19 protein-coding genes and 2 pseudogenes are annotated in these 19,436 nt (G+C 74.4%); 14 read left to right on the top strand and 7 right to left on the bottom strand.

Annotated elements, in window-relative coordinates; genetic code table 11:
• Positions 1–93 precede the first annotated feature (93 nt).
• The 13 genes and pseudogenes from OG294_RS34940 to OG294_RS34880 all read left to right on the top strand — a co-directional run.
• Positions 94–255: pseudogene (locus OG294_RS34940) on the top strand (2-hydroxyacid dehydrogenase); the annotation flags it as partial.
• Positions 252–419: pseudogene (locus OG294_RS34935) on the top strand (2-hydroxyacid dehydrogenase); the annotation flags it as partial. The pseudogenes OG294_RS34940 and OG294_RS34935, both read left to right, overlap by 4 nt.
• A 73-nt stretch (positions 420–492) precedes the next feature.
• The gene (locus OG294_RS34930) at positions 493–1,161 is read left to right on the top strand and encodes a TetR/AcrR family transcriptional regulator (RefSeq protein ID WP_327070563.1); all 669 of its coding nucleotides are present in this window, start codon (positions 493–495) and stop codon (positions 1,159–1,161) included.
• A 142-nt stretch (positions 1,162–1,303) separates the two neighbouring features.
• Positions 1,304–2,269, top strand: coding sequence for a cytochrome c oxidase assembly protein (locus OG294_RS34925; RefSeq protein ID WP_442789381.1), 966 nt, complete (start codon positions 1,304–1,306; stop codon positions 2,267–2,269).
• Positions 2,270–2,393: 124 nt separating this feature from the next.
• Complete coding sequence (locus OG294_RS34920; RefSeq protein WP_327070561.1) at positions 2,394–3,071, top strand: phosphoribosyltransferase; 678 nt, start codon at positions 2,394–2,396, stop codon at positions 3,069–3,071.
• Between the two features lie 158 nt (positions 3,072–3,229).
• On the top strand, positions 3,230–4,684 hold the full coding sequence (locus OG294_RS34915; protein WP_327070560.1) for a catalase: 1,455 nt from the start codon (positions 3,230–3,232) through the stop codon (positions 4,682–4,684).
• Between the two features lie 177 nt (positions 4,685–4,861).
• Positions 4,862–5,446, top strand: a complete 585-nt coding sequence (locus tag OG294_RS34910; protein ID WP_327070559.1) for a sigma-70 family RNA polymerase sigma factor — start codon at positions 4,862–4,864, stop codon at positions 5,444–5,446.
• A complete protein-coding gene (locus OG294_RS34905) occupies positions 5,443–6,189 on the top strand; it encodes an anti-sigma factor (RefSeq protein WP_327070558.1) in 747 nt (248 codons plus the stop codon). Before OG294_RS34910 ends, OG294_RS34905 begins: the two co-directional genes overlap by 4 nt.
• A gap of 369 nt (positions 6,190–6,558) precedes the next feature.
• A complete protein-coding gene (locus OG294_RS34900; protein ID WP_327070557.1) occupies positions 6,559–7,887 on the top strand; it encodes an NAD(P)/FAD-dependent oxidoreductase in 1,329 nt (442 codons plus the stop codon).
• Positions 7,884–8,720, top strand: coding sequence for a DUF1365 domain-containing protein (locus tag OG294_RS34895; RefSeq protein WP_327070556.1), 837 nt, complete (start codon positions 7,884–7,886; stop codon positions 8,718–8,720). The genes OG294_RS34900 and OG294_RS34895 overlap by 4 nt, the downstream gene beginning before the upstream one ends.
• Positions 8,721–8,746: 26 nt before the next feature.
• Entirely contained in the window at positions 8,747–10,042 is a 1,296-nt protein-coding gene (locus OG294_RS34890) for a cyclopropane-fatty-acyl-phospholipid synthase family protein (protein WP_327071785.1), read from the top strand.
• A gap of 97 nt (positions 10,043–10,139) precedes the next feature.
• Positions 10,140–10,874 carry a DUF1295 domain-containing protein gene (locus tag OG294_RS34885; protein ID WP_327071784.1) on the top strand — a complete coding sequence of 245 codons (735 nt, stop codon included), beginning with the start codon at positions 10,140–10,142 and terminating at the stop codon, positions 10,872–10,874.
• 209 nt (positions 10,875–11,083) lie between these two features.
• The gene (locus tag OG294_RS34880; protein ID WP_327070555.1) at positions 11,084–11,500 is read left to right on the top strand and encodes a TetR-like C-terminal domain-containing protein; all 417 of its coding nucleotides are present in this window, start codon (positions 11,084–11,086) and stop codon (positions 11,498–11,500) included.
• 17 nt (positions 11,501–11,517) lie between these two features.
• Here the strand turns inward: OG294_RS34880 and OG294_RS34875 are convergent, their stop codons facing one another.
• The 4 genes from OG294_RS34875 to OG294_RS34860 form a co-directional block, all read right to left on the bottom strand.
• Positions 11,518–12,168: a TMEM175 family protein gene (locus OG294_RS34875; RefSeq protein ID WP_327070554.1), complete on the bottom strand. Its 651-nt coding sequence runs from the start codon at positions 12,166–12,168 to the stop codon at positions 11,518–11,520.
• A 118-nt stretch (positions 12,169–12,286) separates the two neighbouring features.
• Entirely contained in the window at positions 12,287–12,718 is a 432-nt protein-coding gene (locus OG294_RS34870) for a hypothetical protein (RefSeq protein ID WP_327070553.1), read from the bottom strand.
• Between the two features lie 80 nt (positions 12,719–12,798).
• Positions 12,799–13,629, bottom strand: a complete 831-nt coding sequence (locus tag OG294_RS34865; protein ID WP_327070552.1) for a heavy metal-binding domain-containing protein — start codon at positions 13,627–13,629, stop codon at positions 12,799–12,801.
• Between the two features lie 109 nt (positions 13,630–13,738).
• Positions 13,739–14,698 carry a heavy metal-binding domain-containing protein gene (locus OG294_RS34860; RefSeq protein WP_327070551.1) on the bottom strand — a complete coding sequence of 320 codons (960 nt, stop codon included), beginning with the start codon at positions 14,696–14,698 and terminating at the stop codon, positions 13,739–13,741.
• Between the two features lie 355 nt (positions 14,699–15,053).
• On the opposite strand from OG294_RS34860, the gene OG294_RS34855 reads away from it, so the two are divergent.
• Positions 15,054–15,872 carry an amidase domain-containing protein gene (locus tag OG294_RS34855; RefSeq protein ID WP_327070550.1) on the top strand — a complete coding sequence of 273 codons (819 nt, stop codon included), beginning with the start codon at positions 15,054–15,056 and terminating at the stop codon, positions 15,870–15,872.
• 93 nt (positions 15,873–15,965) lie between these two features.
• Here OG294_RS34855 and OG294_RS34850 read toward each other — a convergent pair whose 3' ends face one another.
• Genes OG294_RS34850 through OG294_RS34840 form a run of 3 tightly spaced genes read right to left on the bottom strand, consistent with a single transcriptional unit; the run spans position 15,966 to position 19,436 of the window.
• Positions 15,966–17,075 (bottom strand): class I SAM-dependent methyltransferase, encoded by a 1,110-nt coding sequence (locus OG294_RS34850; protein WP_442789279.1) that lies wholly within the window; start codon positions 17,073–17,075, stop codon positions 15,966–15,968.
• A 16-nt stretch (positions 17,076–17,091) separates the two neighbouring features.
• The gene (locus OG294_RS34845; RefSeq protein WP_327070549.1) at positions 17,092–18,390 is read right to left on the bottom strand and encodes a glycosyltransferase; all 1,299 of its coding nucleotides are present in this window, start codon (positions 18,388–18,390) and stop codon (positions 17,092–17,094) included.
• Positions 18,387–19,436 (bottom strand): alpha/beta fold hydrolase, encoded by a 1,050-nt coding sequence (locus OG294_RS34840; RefSeq protein WP_327070548.1) that lies wholly within the window; start codon positions 19,434–19,436, stop codon positions 18,387–18,389. Before OG294_RS34840 ends, OG294_RS34845 begins: the two co-directional genes overlap by 4 nt.

Below are 19,436 nucleotides of genomic sequence, written 5' to 3'. Positions count from 1 at the left end.
GAGCCATCGGCTCTGTGCACCACCCCCGTTGATGCCCCGCCCACCCGGCGGGGCATCAACGTTTCGCGGCTTTCGCCCGATTACGGTGGCCGGATGGAGATCATCGCCTACGGCGTGCAGGCCGACGAGCAACCGCTGCTGCGGGCGGCCTTCGACGACCGGCACGAACTGCGCACCCTGGCCGTCTTCCTCGACCACGACACCGCGCCGCTGGCCGCCGGCTACCCCGTGGTGTGCAGCAGCGTCAACGCCGAGCGGGCCGGCTCGCCGGGGTCGGGCTGGACTTCCCGCAGGTGCTGGTGACCTCCCACCAGGCGTACTTCACGCACACCGCGGTCGGCCAGATCATCGAGGCCACCCTGCGCAACGTGGACGACTTCGCGGCGGGGCGGACCAACGAGAACACGCTCGTCCCACGGCCCTGGCGAGGCAGTGTCCGGTACGGCGCGGTGTCCGGTACGGCGAGGGAACACGTGAGGGAGAGGAGCTCCGGTGCCGGCGAACGAGGGTGAGCGTCCCGAGGCCCGGCCGTCCGAGCTGCGGGTCGACGCACGGCGCAACCAGCAGCGGATCCTGCTCGCGGCGGCGCGGCTGCTGGCCGACGACCCCGCGGCGAGCATCCAGCGGATCGCCGACGAGGCCCGGGTGGCCCGCCCCACGGTGTACCGGCGCTACCCGACCCGGGAGGCCCTGGTGGAGGCGATCCAGAGCGAGGCCGTCGCCGAGTTCGGCCGCTCGATGGAGCAGGCGACCCTGCGGCTCGGCGACGCCGCCGAGGCCATCGGGCTGCTGGTCCACTCGCTGGCCGAGATCGGCGCCAAGTACCCGATCCTGTTCCAGGACGCCGACACCGCGCACCGGGCGGCCGGGCACCCGGGTGCGCAGGCCTCCGCCGGATCAGCGGCGGGAGCCGGACCCGGGCGCCCCGACACCACCGCCATCGTCGAGCAGTTCAACGCCCTGATCCTGCGCGGCCGGCGCGAGGGCACGGTGCGCGCCGACCTCGCCCCGGAGATCCTGCGGCACTCGCTGCTGGGTGCCCTCGCCGCTGGCCTGAAGCTGACCCGCACCAGTCCGCCCGGCACCCGGCTGACCGCCGCGCAGGTCGGCGCCCAGGTCGCCGCCATGCTCGTGGAGGGCCTGCGCCCGCGGGGGCGGTGAGAAGGTCCGAACCAGGGGGCGGTCGCAGTCCGCGGGCGGGGCGCCCGTAGGGTGGACCCGACGAAAATACGGACGAACCGGACCTGAGGCGGCGCCAGCCGTCCGCGGGGCACGAAGGAAAGCGGGACCGCCGATGGACGGTATGACAGGGATGCACCACCACATGGAGCTCGGGCCGTTCTCGCTCCACGCGGTGCTCACCTGGTCCCCGGACTGGCCGTTCCTGCTCGGCAGCCTGCTGGCGTTCGGCCTGTACCTGACCGGGGTGGTCCGGCTGCTGCGGCGCGGCGACCGGTGGCCGATCGGGCGGCTGGTGGCCTTCACCTTCGGCGTGCTGACCATCGTCGCGATCACCTGCTCTGGGCTGAACGACTACGGCATGGTGCTGTTCAGCGCACACATGATCCAGCACATGGTGCTCAGCATGCTGTCGCCGATCCTGCTGCTGCTCGGCGCGCCGATCACGCTCGCGCTGCGCTCGCTGCGCCCGGCGGGCAAGGGGCGACCGCGCGGGGCGCGCGAGCTGCTGGTGGCGCTGCTGCACAGCCGGTACGTCCGGGTGATCTCGCACCCGGCCTTCACCATCCCGCTCTTCATCGCGAGCCTGTACGGGCTCTACTTCACCCCGCTGTTCGACACCCTGATGCAGTCGCGGATCGGGCATCTGGGGATGATGGTCCACTTCCTCGGGGTCGGCCTGCTCTTCTTCTGGCCGATCATGGGCGTGGACCCGGGCCCGCACCGGCCCGGCCATGTGATGCGGATCATCGAGCTGTTCATGGGGATGCCGTTCCACGCCTTCTTCGGCGTCGCCGTGATGATGGCCACCACCCCGCTGGTGACCACCTTCAGCGCGGGCATGGCACCGCCCGGCACCGACCTGATGGCGGACCAGAAGCTGGCCGGCGGGATCACCTGGGCCTTCGGCGAGATCCCCACCGCCGTGGTGCTGATCGCGCTGGTGTTCCAGTGGGCCAAGTCCGAGCAGCGCCAGGCCACCCGCAAGGACCGGGCCGCCGAGCGGGACGGCGACGCCGAGCTGGTGGCCTACAACGCCTACCTGGCCTCGCTCGACAAGCGCGGCAACCGGCCGGCCCAGGCGGGCTGACCGCCCCCCACCAGGACCCGGGAGCCCCGTCCGCCGCCGTGGCGGACGGGGCTCCGTGCTCCCCCGGGCCCGCTGCCGCGCTTGGTGGCACGCTGGAAGGGGCTTGGGCAGGTGGTGATCGCAGATGACGGTCTTCTACGGCAGCAGGCAGCACGGGCGGACCTTCCGGGACCGGGCCGAGGCCGGGCGGCTGCTCGGCGAGCGGGTGCGGGCCTGGGGGGCGGACGACCCGATCGTGGTCGGGCTGCCCCGGGGCGGGGTGCCGGTCGCCCACCAGGTGGCCAAGGCACTCGGCGCGCCGCTCGACATCCTGGTGGTCCGCAAGATCGGCGCGCCCGGACAGCCGGAACTGGCGCTGGGCGCGGTCGGCGAGGGCGGCATCCGGCTCTTCAACCACGACATCGTCGCGGCGCTGGGGATCGGCCCCGCCCGCCTGGAGCAGCTGGCCGGGGCGACCGCCGCCGAGGTCGCCGAGCGCACCGAGCGGCTGCGCGGGCCGCTGCCGCCGCTGGACCCGGCCGGGCGGGCGGTCGTGGTGGTGGACGACGGGATCGCCACCGGCGCCACGGTGCGCGCCGCGCTCGCGGTGCTGCGCCGCCGGGAGGTGAGCGAGCTGCTGCTGGCCGTGCCGGTGACCGCGCCCGAGGCCTTGCGACTGCTCGGGCCGCTGGTGGACGACCTGGTCTGCCTGACCGCGCCGCCCTCGTTCCAGGCGGTCGGCCAGTACTACCTCGACTTCGACCAGACCAGCGACGAGGAGGTGCGCCGGCTGCTGGAGCAGGCCGCCGGTGACGCTGGGTAGCGACACCGGTGAGGCCAGCGGTTGTGGAGCGCCCGCACCGGTGTTTGAGTCTAGACGGCCGCGGTAGGCGGCCCTACGCGCGGGCCACAGGGCCACGCGCGGTTCGCGCGGGTACCGCGGAGCGCTGGTAACCGCGCACGGCAAGGAGGTCGTTTTCCATGTCCGAGTCAGCGGTCCCACCCACCACGAACAACGCGGGCGTCCCGGTCGAGAGCGACGCCGACTCCCTCACCGCGGGCCCGGTGGGCCCGATCCTGCTGCACGACCACTACCTGATCGAGAAGATGGCCCAGTTCAACCGCGAACGGGTGCCCGAGCGGGTGGTGCACGCCAAGGGCGGCGGCGCCTACGGCGTCTTCCAGGTGACCAACGACGTCAGCCGGTACACCAAGGCCGACCTGTTCCAGCCCGGCAAGAAGACCGAGCTGCTGATCCGGTTCTCCACCGTCGCCGGTGAACTCGGGACCCCCGACACCTGGCGCGACCCGCGCGGCTTCGCGGTGAAGTTCTACACCGAACAGGGGAACTACGACCTGGTCGGGAACAACACGCCGATCTTCTTCGTCCGCGACCCGATGAAGTTCCAGGACTTCATCCGCTCGCAGAAGCGCCGCCCGGACACCCACCTGCGCGACAACGACATGCAGTGGGACTTCTGGACGCTGAGCCCCGAGTCCGCACACATGGTCACCTGGCTGATGGGCGACCGGGGCATCCCGAAGACCTGGCGGAACATGAACGGCTACGGCTCGCACACCTTCCTGTGGGCCAACGCGGGCGGCGAGAAGTTCTGGATCAAGTACCACTTCAAGACCGACCAGGGCGTCGACTTCCTCACCCAGGAGGACGCCGACCTGCTGGCCGGGAAGGACCCGGACGCGCACCTGCGCGACCTGTACGGCGCGATCGAGCGCGGTGAGTTCCCGTCCTGGACGCTGCACGTCCAGGTGATGCCGTTCGACGAGGCGTGGAACTACCGCTTCAACCCCTTCGACCTGACCAAGGTGTGGCCGCACGGCGACTACCCGCTGATCGAGGTCGGGCGGATGACGCTCAACCGCAACCCGGAGAACTACCACGTCCACATCGAGCAGGCCGCGTTCGAGCCGTCCAACCTGGTGCCGGGCATCGGCGTCTCGCCGGACAAGATGCTGCTCGGGCGGATCTTCTCCTACCCCGACACCCACCGGTACCGGATCGGCCCGAACTACGCGCAGCTGCCGCCGAACCGGGCGCACGTGCCGGTGCACTCCTACGCCAAGGACGGGCCGATGCGCTTCGACGCCTCGCGCGCCGAGACGCCGTACGCGCCCAACTCCTACGGCGGGCCGGCCGCGGACCCCTCGATCTGGGGCGATCCGCTGGGCTGGGAGGTGGCCGGCAAGATGATCCGGGAGGCGTACCCGCCGCACGCGGAGGACGACGACTGGGGCCAGGCGGGCACCATGGTGCGCCACGTGCTGGACGACGCGGCGCGTGAGCGGCTGGTGTCGAACGTGGCCGGGCACCTGCTGAACGGGGTCTCGGAGCCGGTGCTGGAGCGGGCGTTCCAGTACTGGCGGCACATCGACAAGTCGATCGGCGACCGGATCGCGGCGGCGGTGCGCAGGTAGCGACGGCGCCCGGTGGCGCCCGTCCCGGCCGGCCGGTCGGGGCGGGCGCCGCTGCGCTGCCCGGGCTCCACCGCCGGTTCGCCGGTTCGGCGGCTTTCCTGGGCCGGCGGGCAATCCGCGGGGCGCGCGGCTCCGAAGTGGGGGCGTGAGGGGAATCGCATCCGGAAAGGTGGCGGGGTGAACAGGGTCGTCCAGCTCTCCAACCCGCAGCGCCGGGGGCCGGATCTGCCGGAGCTGGTGGCCAGGGTCGCCTTCGGTGACCAGGACGCCTTCGGGCGCCTGTACGACGCGGTGGCCGGGCCGGTGTTCGGGCTGGTCCGGCAGGTGCTGCGGGATCCGGCGCAGTCGGAGGAGGTGACGCAGGAGGTGATGCTGGAGGTCTGGCGCACCGCCGCGCGCTACCGGCCGGAGCGCGGCGAGGTGATGCCCTGGGTGCTGACCATGGCGCACCGGCGCGCGGTGGACCGGGTGCGCTCGGCGCAGGCGGCCAGCGACCGCGAGCAGCGGGTGGCCGCCCGGTCGCACACCCCGGTCTTCGACGAGGTCGCCGAACAGGTGGAGGGCCGGCTGGAGCGCGAGCAGGTGCGGCGCTGCCTGCGGTCGCTGACCGAGCTGCAGCGCGAGTCGGTCACCCTGGCCTACTACCGCGGCTACTCCTACCGGGAGGTGGCCGACATGCTCGGCGCGCCGCTGGGCACCATCAAGACCCGGATGCGCGACGGGCTGATCCGGCTGCGGGACTGCCTGGGGGTGGAGTCATGACGATCGCGGCGGACCTGCACACGCTGACCGGTGCCTACGCGGCCCACGCGCTGGACGAGGCAGAGCGCGATGCCTTCGAGCGGCACCTGGCCCAGTGCGAGCCGTGCGCGCTGGAGGTGCGGGAGTTCCGCACCACGCTGGCCCGGTTCGGCCTGGCCGAGGCCGTCCCGCCGCCGCCGGAGCTGCGGGCGCGGGTGCTGGCGGCCACCGCCGCCGTCCGCCAGTTGGCGCCGCTGACCTCGGCGCCCGGTGCGGGATCGGCCCGGCGCGGCCGGCTGGCGCGGCAGTGGGCCAAGCTCGCCCTCGCGGCCTCGCTGGCCGGGACGGCGGCACTGGGCGGCATCGCGTTCCAGCAGCACCAGGACGCGCGGCAGGCCGCGGTGCGGGCGGATGCGCTGCAGGAGCAGCAGGCCCGGCTGGCCGGGCTGCTCACCGCGCCGGATGCGCGCACCGCGACCGCGCACACGGGCTCCGGCGCGGGCACCGTGGTGTGGTCGCAGCAGCTGGACCAGGCGGGCTTCCTCGCCCAGGGGCTGCCGGCGCTGGTGCACGGCACGACCTACGAACTGTGGTTCGACGACGCCGGAACCATGCGCCCGGCGGGCCTGCTGGCGGCCTCCTCCGGCTCGCTGCTGCTCAGTGGGCCGGTCGGGCACGCGGCGGGGGTCGGCGTGACGGTCGAGCCGGCCGGCGGGTCGGCGCACCCCAGCGGGCAGCCGGTGCTGTTGTTGGCGTTCGGCTGACGCGACTCCCGTTCGGCTGCCGCCGCCGGTCACCCTCCCCCGATCGCGGGCCGGGTCCCTCCCCTCGCCGGGACGCGGCCCGTTCCGCTGTGCCGGGCTGTTTTCGGGCGCCTCGCTCTTCTCGGGCGCCGCGCTGTCCTCGGGCGCCGGACTGTCCTCGGGCGCTGCGCGGTCCTCGGCCGCCGCGCTGTTCTCGGCCGCCGGACCGGCGTCGGGTGCTGGACCGGCGGTCGGCTGCCGGGGCGGCCGCGGGTGCCCCGTTCGGAGCAATCCGTCCGGTGCGCCGCTCCGAAGAGAAGGTGAGCGCCGCCAGGGCGGGTCCGGGTCGTCGGACCGGCCCGCGCGAGGAGTGAAGGAGCACCCGTGACCGTGTCCGCAGCAGCGTGGGAGGCACCGGCGGAGCCCGTCCGCCGACCGGCCGGCGGGCCTCGCCGGGTGGCCGTGGTGGGCTCGGGCGTGGCCGGTCTGACCGCCGCCTTCCGGCTGCAGCGCGCGGGGGTGGCCGTGGACCTGTTCGAGGGCGAGGACCGGCTCGGCGGCCATGCCCACACCCAACGGGCGGTCGGGGCCGACGGCCGGGCGGTCGCCCTGGACACCGGGTTCCTGGTGCACAACGAGCGCACCTACCCGCACCTGGTCGCCCTCTTCGGTGAGCTCGGCGTGGCGACCAGGCCCAGCGACATGAGCATGTCGGTGCGGTGCGAGGGGTGCGGGCTGGAGTACGCGGGCGCGCGCGGAGCGGCGGGCCTGCTCGCCCGGCCGAGCGCCCTGCTGCGCGGGCGCTACCTGTGGCTGCTCGGCGAGGTGCCGCGGTTCCACCGCCGGGCCCGGCGGCTGCTGGCGGATCCCAGGTCCGGCGATCCGACGCTGCGCGAGTTCCTGGCGGCCGGCGGCTTCTCCCGCTACTTCGCCGGCCACTTCGTCAACCCGCTGGTCGCCGCGGTGTGGTCGTGCGCGCCGGATCTGGCCGGGGACTACCCGGCCCGCTACCTCTTCGCCTTCCTGCACAACCACGGCCTGCTGAGCGTGACCGGCTCGCCGCCCTGGCGGACCGTGGTGGGCGGCTCACGGACCTACGTGGAGCGGATCGCCGAGCGGCTGAGCGCCGTCCACCGTGGGGCGCCGGTGCGGTCGGTGCGGCGGCACGCCGACGCGGTGGCGCTGACCACCGCGGACGGCCGGCGGCACCAGGCCGACGGCGTGGTGATCGCCACCCACGCGGACCAGGCGCTGCGCCTGCTGGCCGACCCCGGCCGCGCCGAGCGCGAGGTCCTGGGCGCCTTCCGCTACTCGCGCAACCCGACCGTGCTGCACCGCGACACCTCCCAACTGCCCAGCGCCCCAAGGGCCCGGGCCTCCTGGAACTACCGGATGGCGCACTGTGCGGACGGCGCCGAGCAGGTGCGGGTCAGCTACCACCTCAACCGGCTGCTCGGGCTGGACACCGCCGAGGACTACCTGGTCACCCTGAACGAGGACCCGCGGCACCCCGTCCCGGCCGAGCACGTCGTCTCCCGCACCGTCTACGAGCACCCGATCTACACCCGGCAGAGCGTGGCCGCCCAGCGCCGGCTGCCCGAACTGACCACCGGGCGCACCGCGTTCGCGGGCGCCTACCACGGCTGGGGCTTCCACGAGGACGGCTGCCGGGCCGGCCTGGCGGCCGCGCACGCACTGCTCGGGGTGAGCGCGCCATGACGCCGGAACCGGCTCGGCCCGGACTCGCCCCGCCCGAACCCGTCCAGGCCGAACCTGCCTGGCCCGAATTCACCCAGCCCACAAGCGCGTTGCCCGGCCCCTGGGGTGCGGCGCTCTACGACTGCCGGACCACCCATGTGCGGCGCAGCCCGCTGCGGCACGCGTTCCGGTACCGGACCTACCTGTGGCTGGTGGACCTGGACCGGCTGCCGCCGGTGCCGTGGCCGCTGCGCCCGCTGGCCCGCTTCCGCGCCACGGACCACCCGGGCCCGGCCGGGCTGACACTGCGTCAGAACCTGGACCGGTACCTGGCCGCGCAGGGCGTCGAGCCGCCCGACGGGCGGGTCCTGATGCTGGCCCAGGCGCGCTCGCTCGGCCACGTCTTCAATCCGCTCACCGTCTACTGGTGCCACGATCGCGCGGGCCGCCCGGTCTGCACGGTCGCCGAGGTCCACAACACCTACGGCTGCCACCACCGCTACCTGCTGCGCCCCGACGAGCACGGATTCGCCCGCGCCGCCAAGGAGTTCTACGTCTCGCCGTTCTTCGCGGTGGACGGCCGCTACCTGATGGCGCTGCCCGAGCCCGGCAGCCGACTCGCGCTGACCATCCACCTGGAACAGGCGGGCGTGCGGGTGTTCACCGCAACGCTGCGCGGCACCCGGCTGCCGGCGAGCACGACCGGGCTGCTGCGGGAGGCGGTCCGGCATCCGTTCTCGACCCTGGCCGTCAGCGTGCGCATCCGGCTGCAGGGCGTCCGGCTGTGGCTGCGCGGCCTGCCCGTCCACCCCCGTCCACCGCGGCCCTCCTCGCAGAAAGCCCCAGCACCGTGACTCTGCCCGCCGATCTGCCCGCTCACCTGTCCGTCGAACCGCCGGCGGGTCCACCGGCCCCGCCGGTCGACCCGCCGGTCGACCCGCTGCGCTGGCCCGACGTGGCCCGGCAGCCCAACGCCCCGGCCCGTGCGGCGGTGGCCCGGCGGCTGCTGGGCCGGATCGCCGGACAGCGCGGGCTGCGCGTCGAACTGCCCGACGGGCGGGCGCTGGTACCCGCTCCGGCCGGCGCGCCGGTGCTGCGGCTGCGCCGGCCGCAGGCCTTCTTCCACCGGATCGGCGCCGGGGGGCTGATCGGCTTCGGCGAGTCCTACCAGGCCGGCGACTGGGACTCCCCCGACCTCGTCGCACTGCTCGCCACGCTGGCCGCCGACCCCGAGGCCCTGGTGCCCACCGGCACGCACTGGCTGCGCCGCCTGTGCCTACGGCGGACGCCCGCCGCCGAGTTGAGCACCGCCGAGAACGCGCGCGGCAACATCCGCCGCCACTACGACCTGTCCAACGAGCTGTTCGCGCTCTTCCTCGACCCCACGATGACCTACTCCGCGGCGGTCTTCCCCACCGACCGCGCGCACGCGCCGCTCGCCGGCCCGGCGAACCTGGCCGAGGCCCAGCGGCGCAAGATCGACCGGCTGCTCGACCTGGCCCACGTCGGCCCCGGCAGCCGGGTGCTGGAGATCGGCACCGGCTGGGGCGAACTCGCCCTGCGCGCCGCGGCGCGCGGCGCACGGGTGGTCAGCCTGACCCTGTCCGAGGAGCAGTTGCTGCTGGCCCGCCACCGGATCCGGGCCGCCGGGCAGGCGGACCGCGCCGAGGTGCGGCTGTGCGACTACCGTGCGGCCGAGGGTGAGTTCGACGCGGTGGTCAGCGTGGAGATGATCGAGGCGGTCGGCCGGCCGTTCTGGCCCGCGTACCTGCGCACCATCGACCGGGTACTGGGGCCCGGCGGGCGGGTGGCGCTGCAGGCGATCACCATGCCGCACCAGCGGATGCTGGCCAGCAGCGGCACCTACACCTGGATCCTCAAGTACGTCTTCCCCGGCGGTCAGATCCCCTCCGTCCAGGCCATCGAGGAGACCGCGGCCCGCGCCACCCGGCTGCGCGTCACGGCCCGCTGCGGCTACGGGGCGCACTACGCCGAGACCCTGCGGCTGTGGCGCGAGCGCTTCACCGAGCGGGCCGCCGAGGTGGCCGAACTCGGCTTCGACCAGGCCTTCCGGCGCATGTGGGAGTTCTATCTGGCCTACTCCGAGGCCGGGTTCCGCACCGGCTACCTCGACGTCCAGCAATTCCTGCTCACCCGGGAGGGGTTGGCCCGATGACCGCCACCGACACCATGGCCCTGCCGCTGGAGGGGCGGTGAACGCCGCCGCCTTCGGGGTGTGCCTGGCCGCCACGCTGGGCACGGCGCTCGTGGTGATGCTGCTCGCGTTCGCGGTCGGGGTGCGCTCGGGCCGGCACCGGGGTGTCGACGTCGCCTGGGGGCTCGGGTTCACCGCCGTCGCGCTGACCGGCTACGGCCTGTCGGCGGGGTACGGCGATCCGGGCCGGCGGCTGCTGGCCACCGTCCTGGTGACGGTGTGGGGGCTGCGGCTGGCCGGGCACATCTGGTGGCGCTCGCGCGGCCGGGCCGAGGACCCGCGCTACGCCCGGATGCTGGCCCGGGCGCCGGCAGGACACCGCACCGGCTACGCGCTGCGCCGGGTCTACCTGGCGCAGGCCGCGCTCCTCTGGTTCGTCTCGCTGCCGGTGCAGGCGGCGCAGTTCCTGCCCGGACCGCTCGGGCCACTGCGCTGGGCGGCGCTGGGCCTGTGGGCGGTCGGCCTCTCCTTCGAGGCGGTCGGCGACCGGCAGTTGGCCCGGTTCCGGGCCGACCCGGCCAACCACGGCCGGGTCCTGGACCGCGGTCTGTGGCGCTACACCCGCCACCCCAACTACTTCGGCGACGCCTGCCTGTGGTGGGGCCTGTTCCTGCTGGCCGCCGACGCGCCGATCGGCTGGGCCTTCGTGGCCAGCCCGCTGCTGATGACCTACCTGCTGGCCTTCGGCAGCGGCAAACCGCTGCTGGAGCGCCAACTCGGTTCCACCAAGGCCGGCTGGGACGCCTATGTGACGCGCACCAGCGGCTTCCTGCCGCGCCGGCCACGGCGCTGAGCGCCACCCGTCCGGTGCTGTCCGGCGGCAGACGCAGGCCGCTGGGCCCGGGGCGGGTCGGAGGTCGATGCTGACCACATTGTCGGGAGAACCCGGCGCGGCGGGCCCGGGCACGCCCGACCTGGCCGCGTCCGGCCCGACGCGGCCGGGCAGGAAGGCGAGCGTGAGCTGCCCAAGAAACGCAACGCTGGCCCAACCGGGCCGCCCTGGTGCTGGAGGCGACGAGCAAGGGCCGGCCCGCGGGCGGCACCCCGCCGGACACCGGCAGCGTGCGCGGCGACCTGCTCGCCCTGCTCCATCGACTCGCCCGGCGCTTCGACGGCGTGGACGGCGAAGTACTGCGCGGGCTGCTGGGCGAGACGCCCCGCGACCCCGAACTCGCCGCGCTGGCCTGGCAGCAGCTGGAGGAGATCGCCCCGCAGTCCGGCCTGACCACGGTGCTGGAGCGCGCGGCCGAACGCGGCGAGGTGGACCCGCGCCGGCTGACCCGCCGCGCCCTGCGACTGCCGCTGGACCTGCTGCGCAACGAGGTGCTGGTCAACGGAACGCCGGTGCCCGGGGCGGTGATCGACGAGATCGTCGACGAGGTCGTGCTGCCCCTGGTGTGCCGCCCGGACGGGCCCTGACCGTCGGGCAGCGGCGGTCAGGCGGCGTGGGACCCTTCGGCCACCGTCGGGATCGGGGTCTGGTTGAACGCGTAGTAGACCGCCAGCAGGCCGTGGACGGCCAGCGCCAGCGGGGCCGAGACGAAGGCGAGCGCCACGGTCAGCGGATAGATCACCAGGCCCAGGCTGAAGCGGGCCCGCGTCGCACGGGCCGCCACCCGGTCGACCCGGTCGTCGAAGCAGTGGCCGTCACGGGTGACGTGGAACCAGAACAGCACGAAGGCGACGGCGTGCGCGGCCATCGTGGCCCCGTAGACCGCGACCGCCAGGTGGGCGGAGGGCGCGGTGCGCAGGTTCTCCGCGACCAGTGCGGTGGGGAAGGGGAGCGCGGCAACCACCAGCAACAGCAGCAGGTTGAGGAAGACCAGGGTGCGGTCGACCCGCGCGATGTAGCTGAACACGGTGTGATGGTTGACCCACATCACCCCGATCACCAGGAAGCTGACCACGTAGGCGCAGTACGAGGGCCACTCGGCACCGAGCGCGTGCCACAACGCGTGCCCGGTGCGCGCCTGCGGCACCTGGATCTCCAGGACCAGCAGGGTGATCGCGATGGCGAACACCCCGTCGCTGAACGCCTCCACCCGCCCCGAGTCGGTCATGCCCGCAACCGCCTGCCCGCTCGCCATCCGCCGAGGATCGCAGCCCGCGCTCCCCGGCGGCTCGGGCACACGCTGGACGCCCGGCGCGCCGTCCCACGTTCGGGCGAGCGGAGCGATCACCGAAAGCGATCACCCGCAGCACGCCTCACTCGCCCATGAGCAGCCGTTCCAGGGCCGCGCGGGCGCGGGCGTCCGACTTGGCGCGGGCGGTCACGGCCGCCGCGAGTTCGCGGGCCCACTCGTCCAGCGGGACCGGGCGCCGGGAGAGCACCACGCCGCGGACCACCCGGCACACCTCGCCGGCCGGGCGGCCCTGGGCCACGGTGAGGATCAGCCGCTGGTCCTCCATGGAGACCTCGACCCGCTCGATCCGGCCGGGGCGTCCGGACATCCGGTCGCCCATGCTGCGCTTGCGCTCGACCACCACCGCGTCGGCCGGCAGTGCGTCCGCGAGCGCACCGGTGAGCACCTGGGTGTACACCTCCAGGTCGGCCGCGTCCCGGCGCAGGGCGGCGGCGAGCAGGTCGATCGAACCCGCGCCCTCCGCGGCCGGTTCGATCTCGCCGTGGTCGGTCATGTCGCTCCTCGATGCGATCACGTGATGGTTGTTCAGACAGTGCTGGGGCCGGACAGGCCCCAGAGCTGGCAGCCTACGGGTCAGCCGTCCAGGCTCAGCACCATGGTCGGCCGCTCGATCTCGTGGTCGGGGCGCAGCGGGCGCACCGCGGTGCCGATCGCGAAGAACTCGGTGGTGTGCCCGCCCCAGCGGTGGTTGTGGGCGTTCAGCTGGACGCCGACGATGCCCTCCGCCTGCAGCTCCTCCGCCTCCGCCTGCATGCGGGCCATCGCCAGCTCGCGCGCGTCGTAGAGCGCCTGGGTGTACTGCTCGATCTCCACGTTCTTGCCGATGTTGGAGAAGACCGAGCCGAGCTTCTGGTGCGCGATGTGGTAGACGCAGGTGCCCATGGTCATGCCGAGCGGCGCGTAGCCGGCCCGGATCAGCGTCCAGAAGTCCTGGCCCGAGAGGTCGGAGGTGAACGGCTGGCCCTTGTTGTTGCGCCAGCTGCCGCTGCCGGGCGCGGGGTGGTCCGCCTTGACGGCGGTGCCGATCGCGATGAACTCGGCGACGTCGGTGCCGAACTCGCGGGCCTCCACGGTCAGCCGGACCCCGACGATGCCGTCGGCGCCCAGCGCTGCGGCCTCGGCCTCCATCCGGGTCATCGCCAGCTCGCGCGCGTGGTACATCGCCTGGCTGAGCGTCTCCAGCTCCTGGTTCTTGCCCCAGCGCCCGAGCTGGATCCCGACGTGGTAGATCGAGCTGCCCAGGACCAGGCCGATCGGCTGGAACCCGGCCTCACGGACCAGCAGGAACTCGTTGACCGAGAGGTCACTGGTGAAGATGGAGCCGGGCTTGCCGGGCTCCAGCTCGGCCAGCCGTCGCATCGCGTCGGCGGGCACACCCTGCGCGGTGGGATCGAAGGTGCTCATGTGGGTCGTTCTCCCCTGAGTGTCGTGAGGGCTGAGAGCTGCGTGCTGGGTGGTGGGTGGTGCCGTGCAGGGCCTGCTGCCGTGCGAGGCGTGCGAGGCGTGCGGAGGGTCAGCCGCGGGCGCCGGGACGCGCGGCCTGGGCCAGGCGCCTGCGCAGCCGGTCACCGCCGCTGTTGAGCGGCAGGACCGTCAGGGTGCGCGGCGCGGACGGCTTGGCGGCGAAGCGGGCGATCGCGGTGCCGATGAGGGTGCTCTCCGCGATGTGGTCGGTCTGCTCGCTGTTCTGGGAGCTGCCCATGCAGCGCTCCTCCCAGACCCTGAGGTCGCCGTCGGCCAGGATCACCCCGTCGCCGCCCTGCCCCGCCCCCTGGCGGTGCAGCTGCGTGCGGGCGTCGGCCCGGACCAGGTGGACCAGGGCGGTCCAGCCCTCCATCTCCTGGTTGTTCCAGGAGTACCGCTGCTGCCCGGTCCGGAAGTCGTCGTGGCGCACCCCGATCGACATCCCGACCAGCAGCTCCACCGGCACCCAGCCGGCGGTGATCAGCTTGGCGAAGCCCTGCCCGTCCAGGTGCGAGGTGAACGGGCGGCGCGGGCGCACCGGGCCGGTGGCCCGCACGGCGGTGCCGATCACCTTGAACTCCAGGCAGTCCGGCGCCGCCGGGAAGGGCGCCATGGTCAGCTGCGCCGCCACCACCCCGTCGCCGCCCAGGGCCGTGCACTCCGCGGTCATCCGGCCCAGCGCGGCGCCCCGCGCCGAGTCCATCACCCGCACCAGCGCCTCGGAGGGCCCGCCGTTGCCGGACAGGATGACGCCGGCCGGTCCGTACACGCTGCGCGCCCAGCCCCGGCCGACGTAGCCGCAGGCGTGGTAGCCCCAGTACTGGCCGCTGCGGCCGACGTGGTAGACCGCCGATCCCATCACCTGGCCGACCGGCTCGAACCCGACCGACCTGATCGCGGCGAACTCGCCGGTCGACAGCGCCGACGACCACGTGCCGCCGGCCCGTTCCCTGGCGACCCGCGCCGCGGCGGTGGGCGGCAGACCCGACCCGCTCCACGACTCCGTCATGCGTTCACACCCGTTCTGTCCAGCCGGTCCGGCCGTTGCGGTCGGAGGCCCCCGGCGAGGTCCGACAAGGCACCTTATGCGGAACTCCGGACCGGACCACAGAGAGGTCGCCCGAGTCGATTCCGAACGGGTGAGCGGTCAGCCACACGGGCGGGTGGCGGGACGGGCGGGCCGGCGGTCTCCGCCTGATCCCCCTCTTCGTCAACGGGGCGGTCCGGCCCGGCGGTTCAGCCCGCAGGCGACTGGACAGAACGGTCGATCAGATGATCATCTACACCTCGATCACACATTCAGATCACTTCTTCGACCGTGCTGACCCGCAGGTCACTCGGCACGTTTTAACGGGAGCTTGACAGTGCAGCATGCAATCCGTCGACGCATCGCCGGCGCGGCCCTGATCATGGGCCTGGTCGGCGCCGGGGCCCCCGCCCTGGCCGGGCCCGCCTTCGCCGACGCGCCCGCCACGGGCACCACCGCCACGGCCCCCGCCGCACTGCCCTCGTTCAGCGACCTGCTGCGCGGCATCACGGTCGACTACGCCGAGGCCCACTGGAACTGGACGGCCTGGAACGACAGCACCCCGGTCGCCTTCGGCGCCGACCAGGACAACTACCAGTGCGCGGAGTTCGTCGCCCGCTCCCTCGCGGCGGCCGGCCTGGTCCCGGGCCTGGGCCCGGACGACCCGCAGGACGACTACTTCCACTACACCGCGCCGAACGGCAAGACCTACGACCTGCTGCTGATCACCGACCTGCCGCAGTACCACAACCTGTACGACTACCTGATGGACAGCGGCATGGGCACCGACGTGGGCGACCACCCCGAGCTGGCCCGCCCGGGCGACGTCGTGGTCACCTACGCCGGCCCGAACGGCGCCAAGACCCACACCGGCCTGGTCGCGACCGCCGCCGACGGCACCACGGAGGCCACCGTGGACGCGCACAACCGTGCCCGCAACCACTACGGCTACCACTTCTACGCGCCGTCGCACCTGATCCGGATCGAGCCGCTCGGGCTGCTGACCGGCTTCGGCGCCACCGCCGACCCGAGCCTCAACGCCGCCGCGGCCGCGCCGCGGTCCCTGATGGTGGCCCCGAAGGCCGCGCCCAAGGCCGCGCCGAAGTCCACTGCCCCGCTGCTCACCCGCCACGACCCGGCGGGCCCGCAGGTCTGATCCAGCTCCTCGTGGCCCGGTACGCCCCGGTGCGCCCGCTCCGTTCGACGGAGCCGGCGCACCGGGGCGTGCCGGTCAGTCTGGGCGCCCGCGTCAGTCGTCCCGGCGGGCGAGCAGGCGGTAGGCGTTGGACAGGCCCGCCCGGCCGGCGAAGCGGGCGATCAGCCGGTCCAGCACCGTCGCTCCCAGCAGCACCGGCGCGCCCGCGACGAAGAGCGCCCCGCGCAGCGCCCGCCACAGCCGTCCCGGCGGGTCGCCCGGCGCCCACGGCAGGTCCTCGCGCGGCGCGAGGGCGTCCAGCAGCAGCCAGCAGGCGGCCAGCAGGTCGACCGGATCGTGCGGCTCACCGTGCTGCTCCAGCACCACGCTGAAGCCCAACTCGCCGAGCCGGCCGCGCAGATTGGCCGCCGGCATCAGGTGCAGGTGCTGCGGCTGCAGCCAGGGCAGCCACCAGCGCCCCAACAGCCGGGCGAGGCGGGAGCCCGGGTCGGGGACCTCGATCAGCAGCAGCCCGCCGGGGCGCAGCGCCTGGCGGGCGGCGGTCAGCTCCCGGTTCGGCTCGGTGCTGTGCTCCAGGTAGTGGAACATGCTCACCACGTCGTACTGCCCGGCCAGCCGGGGCGCGAGTTCGGGGAACGAGCCGCGCAGGCCGCGGTCGAGCCGGCCGTGCCGCTCGGCCAGCTCGACGCCCTCGCTGAGGTCCAGACCGTCGAACGAGGTCTGCGGGAAGAGCTCGCGGGCGCTCGCACAGAAGTGGCCGTGCCCGGTACCGACGTCCAGCCAGCGGCCCGGCGCCTCGGCGAACGGGACCACCGAGCGCGCGCGGCCGCGGTAGACCGCGCTGCGGGTGCCGAAGACGCCGCCGAGGCGCTCCTCCCCCAGGCCGTCGTAGAAGTCGCGGTAGTAGAACTCCAGCCCCGGACCGGTCAGTCGGGGGTTCTGGAAGACGTGCGCGCAGTCCTGGCACTCGTCCAGGGTGAACGTCCCGGGCTTGTGCTGGAGCAGGTCGCTGGTGCGCAGCCGCAGGCGCAGGCGCGCGGAGCCGCACCACGGGCAGTCGGTGCGGCGCGGTTCGAAGAACCGGTCGGTGCCGTCGGCCAGGTCGGCGAGGTAGCCGGGCCGCAGGGCGGCGACCCGGCGGGTGCGGACGGGGCCGCGGGTGGTCGTCTCCCGGTCGGCCGCGCCGGTTTCGGTGGTGGTCAACGCGCACTCCCCTGGGTCAGCTCTTCTGGGTCAGCTCTTCGAGGTGGCTCGCCGCACGGGCAGCGCCGCCCGCCGTCCGGAAGGAGACGCCCACCCGCCGGGCCCCGGCCTGGTGGGCGGGGTCGTCCAGCAGCGCGTCCAGTGCCTGACCGAGGCGGTCCGCGCTGGTCCGCCCGAACCGCACCCGCAGACCGGCGCCGGCGGCCACCACCTGGGCGGCCACCACCGGCTGGTCGTCCCGGATCGGGGCGACGACCAGCGGCACGCCGTGCCACAGCGCCTCGCAGACCGTGTTGTGGCCGGCGTGGCAGATCACCGCGCTGGCCCGTTCGAGCAGGTGCAGCTGCGGGACGCTCGGCAGCACCAGGACGTCCGGGTCGGCGCCCGGGGCGGTGAATGGGGCGGTGAGCGGGTCGGCGCCCGGGGCGGTGAGCGGGTCAGCGCCTGGGGCGGTGCCCCGGACGGCGCCCGGAGTGCCCTCGGAGGTGCCCCCGGAGGGCCCCAGCACGCCGCCGGGGTCGGCCAGTACCGCCTGCACCCGCGATGCCCGCGCCCGCAGCGCCTGCTGGCAGACGGTCAGAAAGCCCTTGCCCGCATCACCGTTGGCGGTGCCGAGGGTGACCAGCACCAGGGCGCGCGCCGGGTCCAGCCACTCCCACGGGAACGGCGGTTCGGCCGGGCGGCTCGCCAGCGCCGGGCCGACGAAGCGGATCGGCCCGGTCGGCTCGGCGACCGGCCCGGCCAGCTCGGGGGTGGTGAAGGCGAGGATCAGGTGCGGCGAGAAGCGCGGGTCGGCGCGGCCCGCCGGATCGCCGATGCTCTTGCGCAGCTCGGCGAGCAGGCCGGCGATCCAGCCCTCCACCAGCGGCATGCCCTCCAGCGCACCGGTGAACTCCGCCGAGGTGGTCGCGGAGGTGGCCCAGGGCAGGCCCAGCTGCTCGGCGACCAGCGCCCCGGCCACCGCCTGCTGGTCCACCACCAGGACGTCGGGGGCGAAGCGCTCCACCGCCGCGTGCACGCCGGGGGCCATCGCCTCGGCGAGCGGGACCAGGAAGTCGGCCCAGAGGAACCTCAGCGCCGCCGGTCCGCGCAGCTCCGGTGGCCGCCGCACCGTCCCGCCCGAGCCCGGCCCCGCGCTGGGGACGGCACACGGGAAGACCTCGGCATCTGGGCCCGCGAGGTGGCCGATCAGCTCCGGCACGCCCGCCCAGGCGACCGCGTGCCCGCGCGCGGCCAGCTCGGCGGCGACACCGACGGCCGGGTTCACATGGCCGACCAGCGGCGGGACGACGAACAGGAACCGGGCCCCGGTCACCGCGGGCTCCGTCCGGCGTGTGCGGGCAGCACCTCGCCGACCAGCACCGTCCCGCGCGCACCAGGACCGCGCGAGCCGCCGCCGCGCGGGGTGGCGGGTCCGTGCGGGGTGGCGTGCGGGGTCGCGGGGCCGTGCGGGGTGGCGTGCGGGGTCGCGGGGCCGTGCGGGGGTGGGTGCGGGGTTGCGTGCGGCGTGGCGGGGCTGTGCGGGGTGGCGGGGCTCTGCGGGGCGGCGGACCGCACGCCCGGTCCGCGCAGCTCGGCGCCCTGGTCGTGCAGCCAGCCGAGGGCGAGTTCCCGCACCACATCCGGTGCCTCGACCAGGACGGAGTGCTCCTGCCCGGGGACGAAGACGCTGCGGCAGTCGGCCAGCAGCGCGTCCAGCTGCGCCGCCTGGGGAGCCAGGTCCGACTCGGTGCCGTAGACCGTCAGCACCGGGCAGCGGATCGCGCGCAGCTGGGCCCCGGTGGGCAGCCGGCTGACCGGGATGTCCCGGGCCAGCGAGGTGGCGGCCAGCAGCCGGCCGGCCGAGCGGGCCAGCCGCGCGGTGTGCGCGCCGCGCTGCCGGGCGACCCAGGCCAGCGTCTCCTCCTCGGCCAGGTGGTGCTCGGCCTGCCGCAGGATCCCGTCCAGCTTGACGGCCCAGGCCGGGGAGGCCGGTTCGGACTCGATGGCCAGGATGCCGGCGACCTGCTCCGGCCGTCTGGCGGCGAAGCCGAAGGCCACCGTGCCGCCGAAGGAGTTGCCGAGCAGCTGGACCGGGGCGGTCGGCGCCAGCCGGTCGAGCAGCAGCTCCAGGTCGTCGACGAAGTGCTCCAGGCGGTAGTCGGTCGGCGGCCGTGCGGTGCGGCCGTGGCCGCGCTGGTCGTACATCACCACCTCCACCCCGGCGGCGGCGAGCGCGGGGGCCAGGGTGAAGTAGTAGCTGGCGAGGCTGTCGGTGAGCAGCCCGTGCAGCAGCACGGCGGTCGCCGCGGGCGGGCGGCCGTCCTGCGGCCCGAGCCGCTGCACGTGGCAGCGCAGCCCGTCGAGTTCGAGGAAGGCCAT

Source organism: Kitasatospora sp. NBC_01302 (genome assembly GCF_035976515.1).
Taxonomy (GTDB): Bacteria; Actinomycetota; Actinomycetes; order Streptomycetales; family Streptomycetaceae; genus Kitasatospora.
This window is presented reverse-complemented; position numbering and strand designations above follow the sequence as displayed.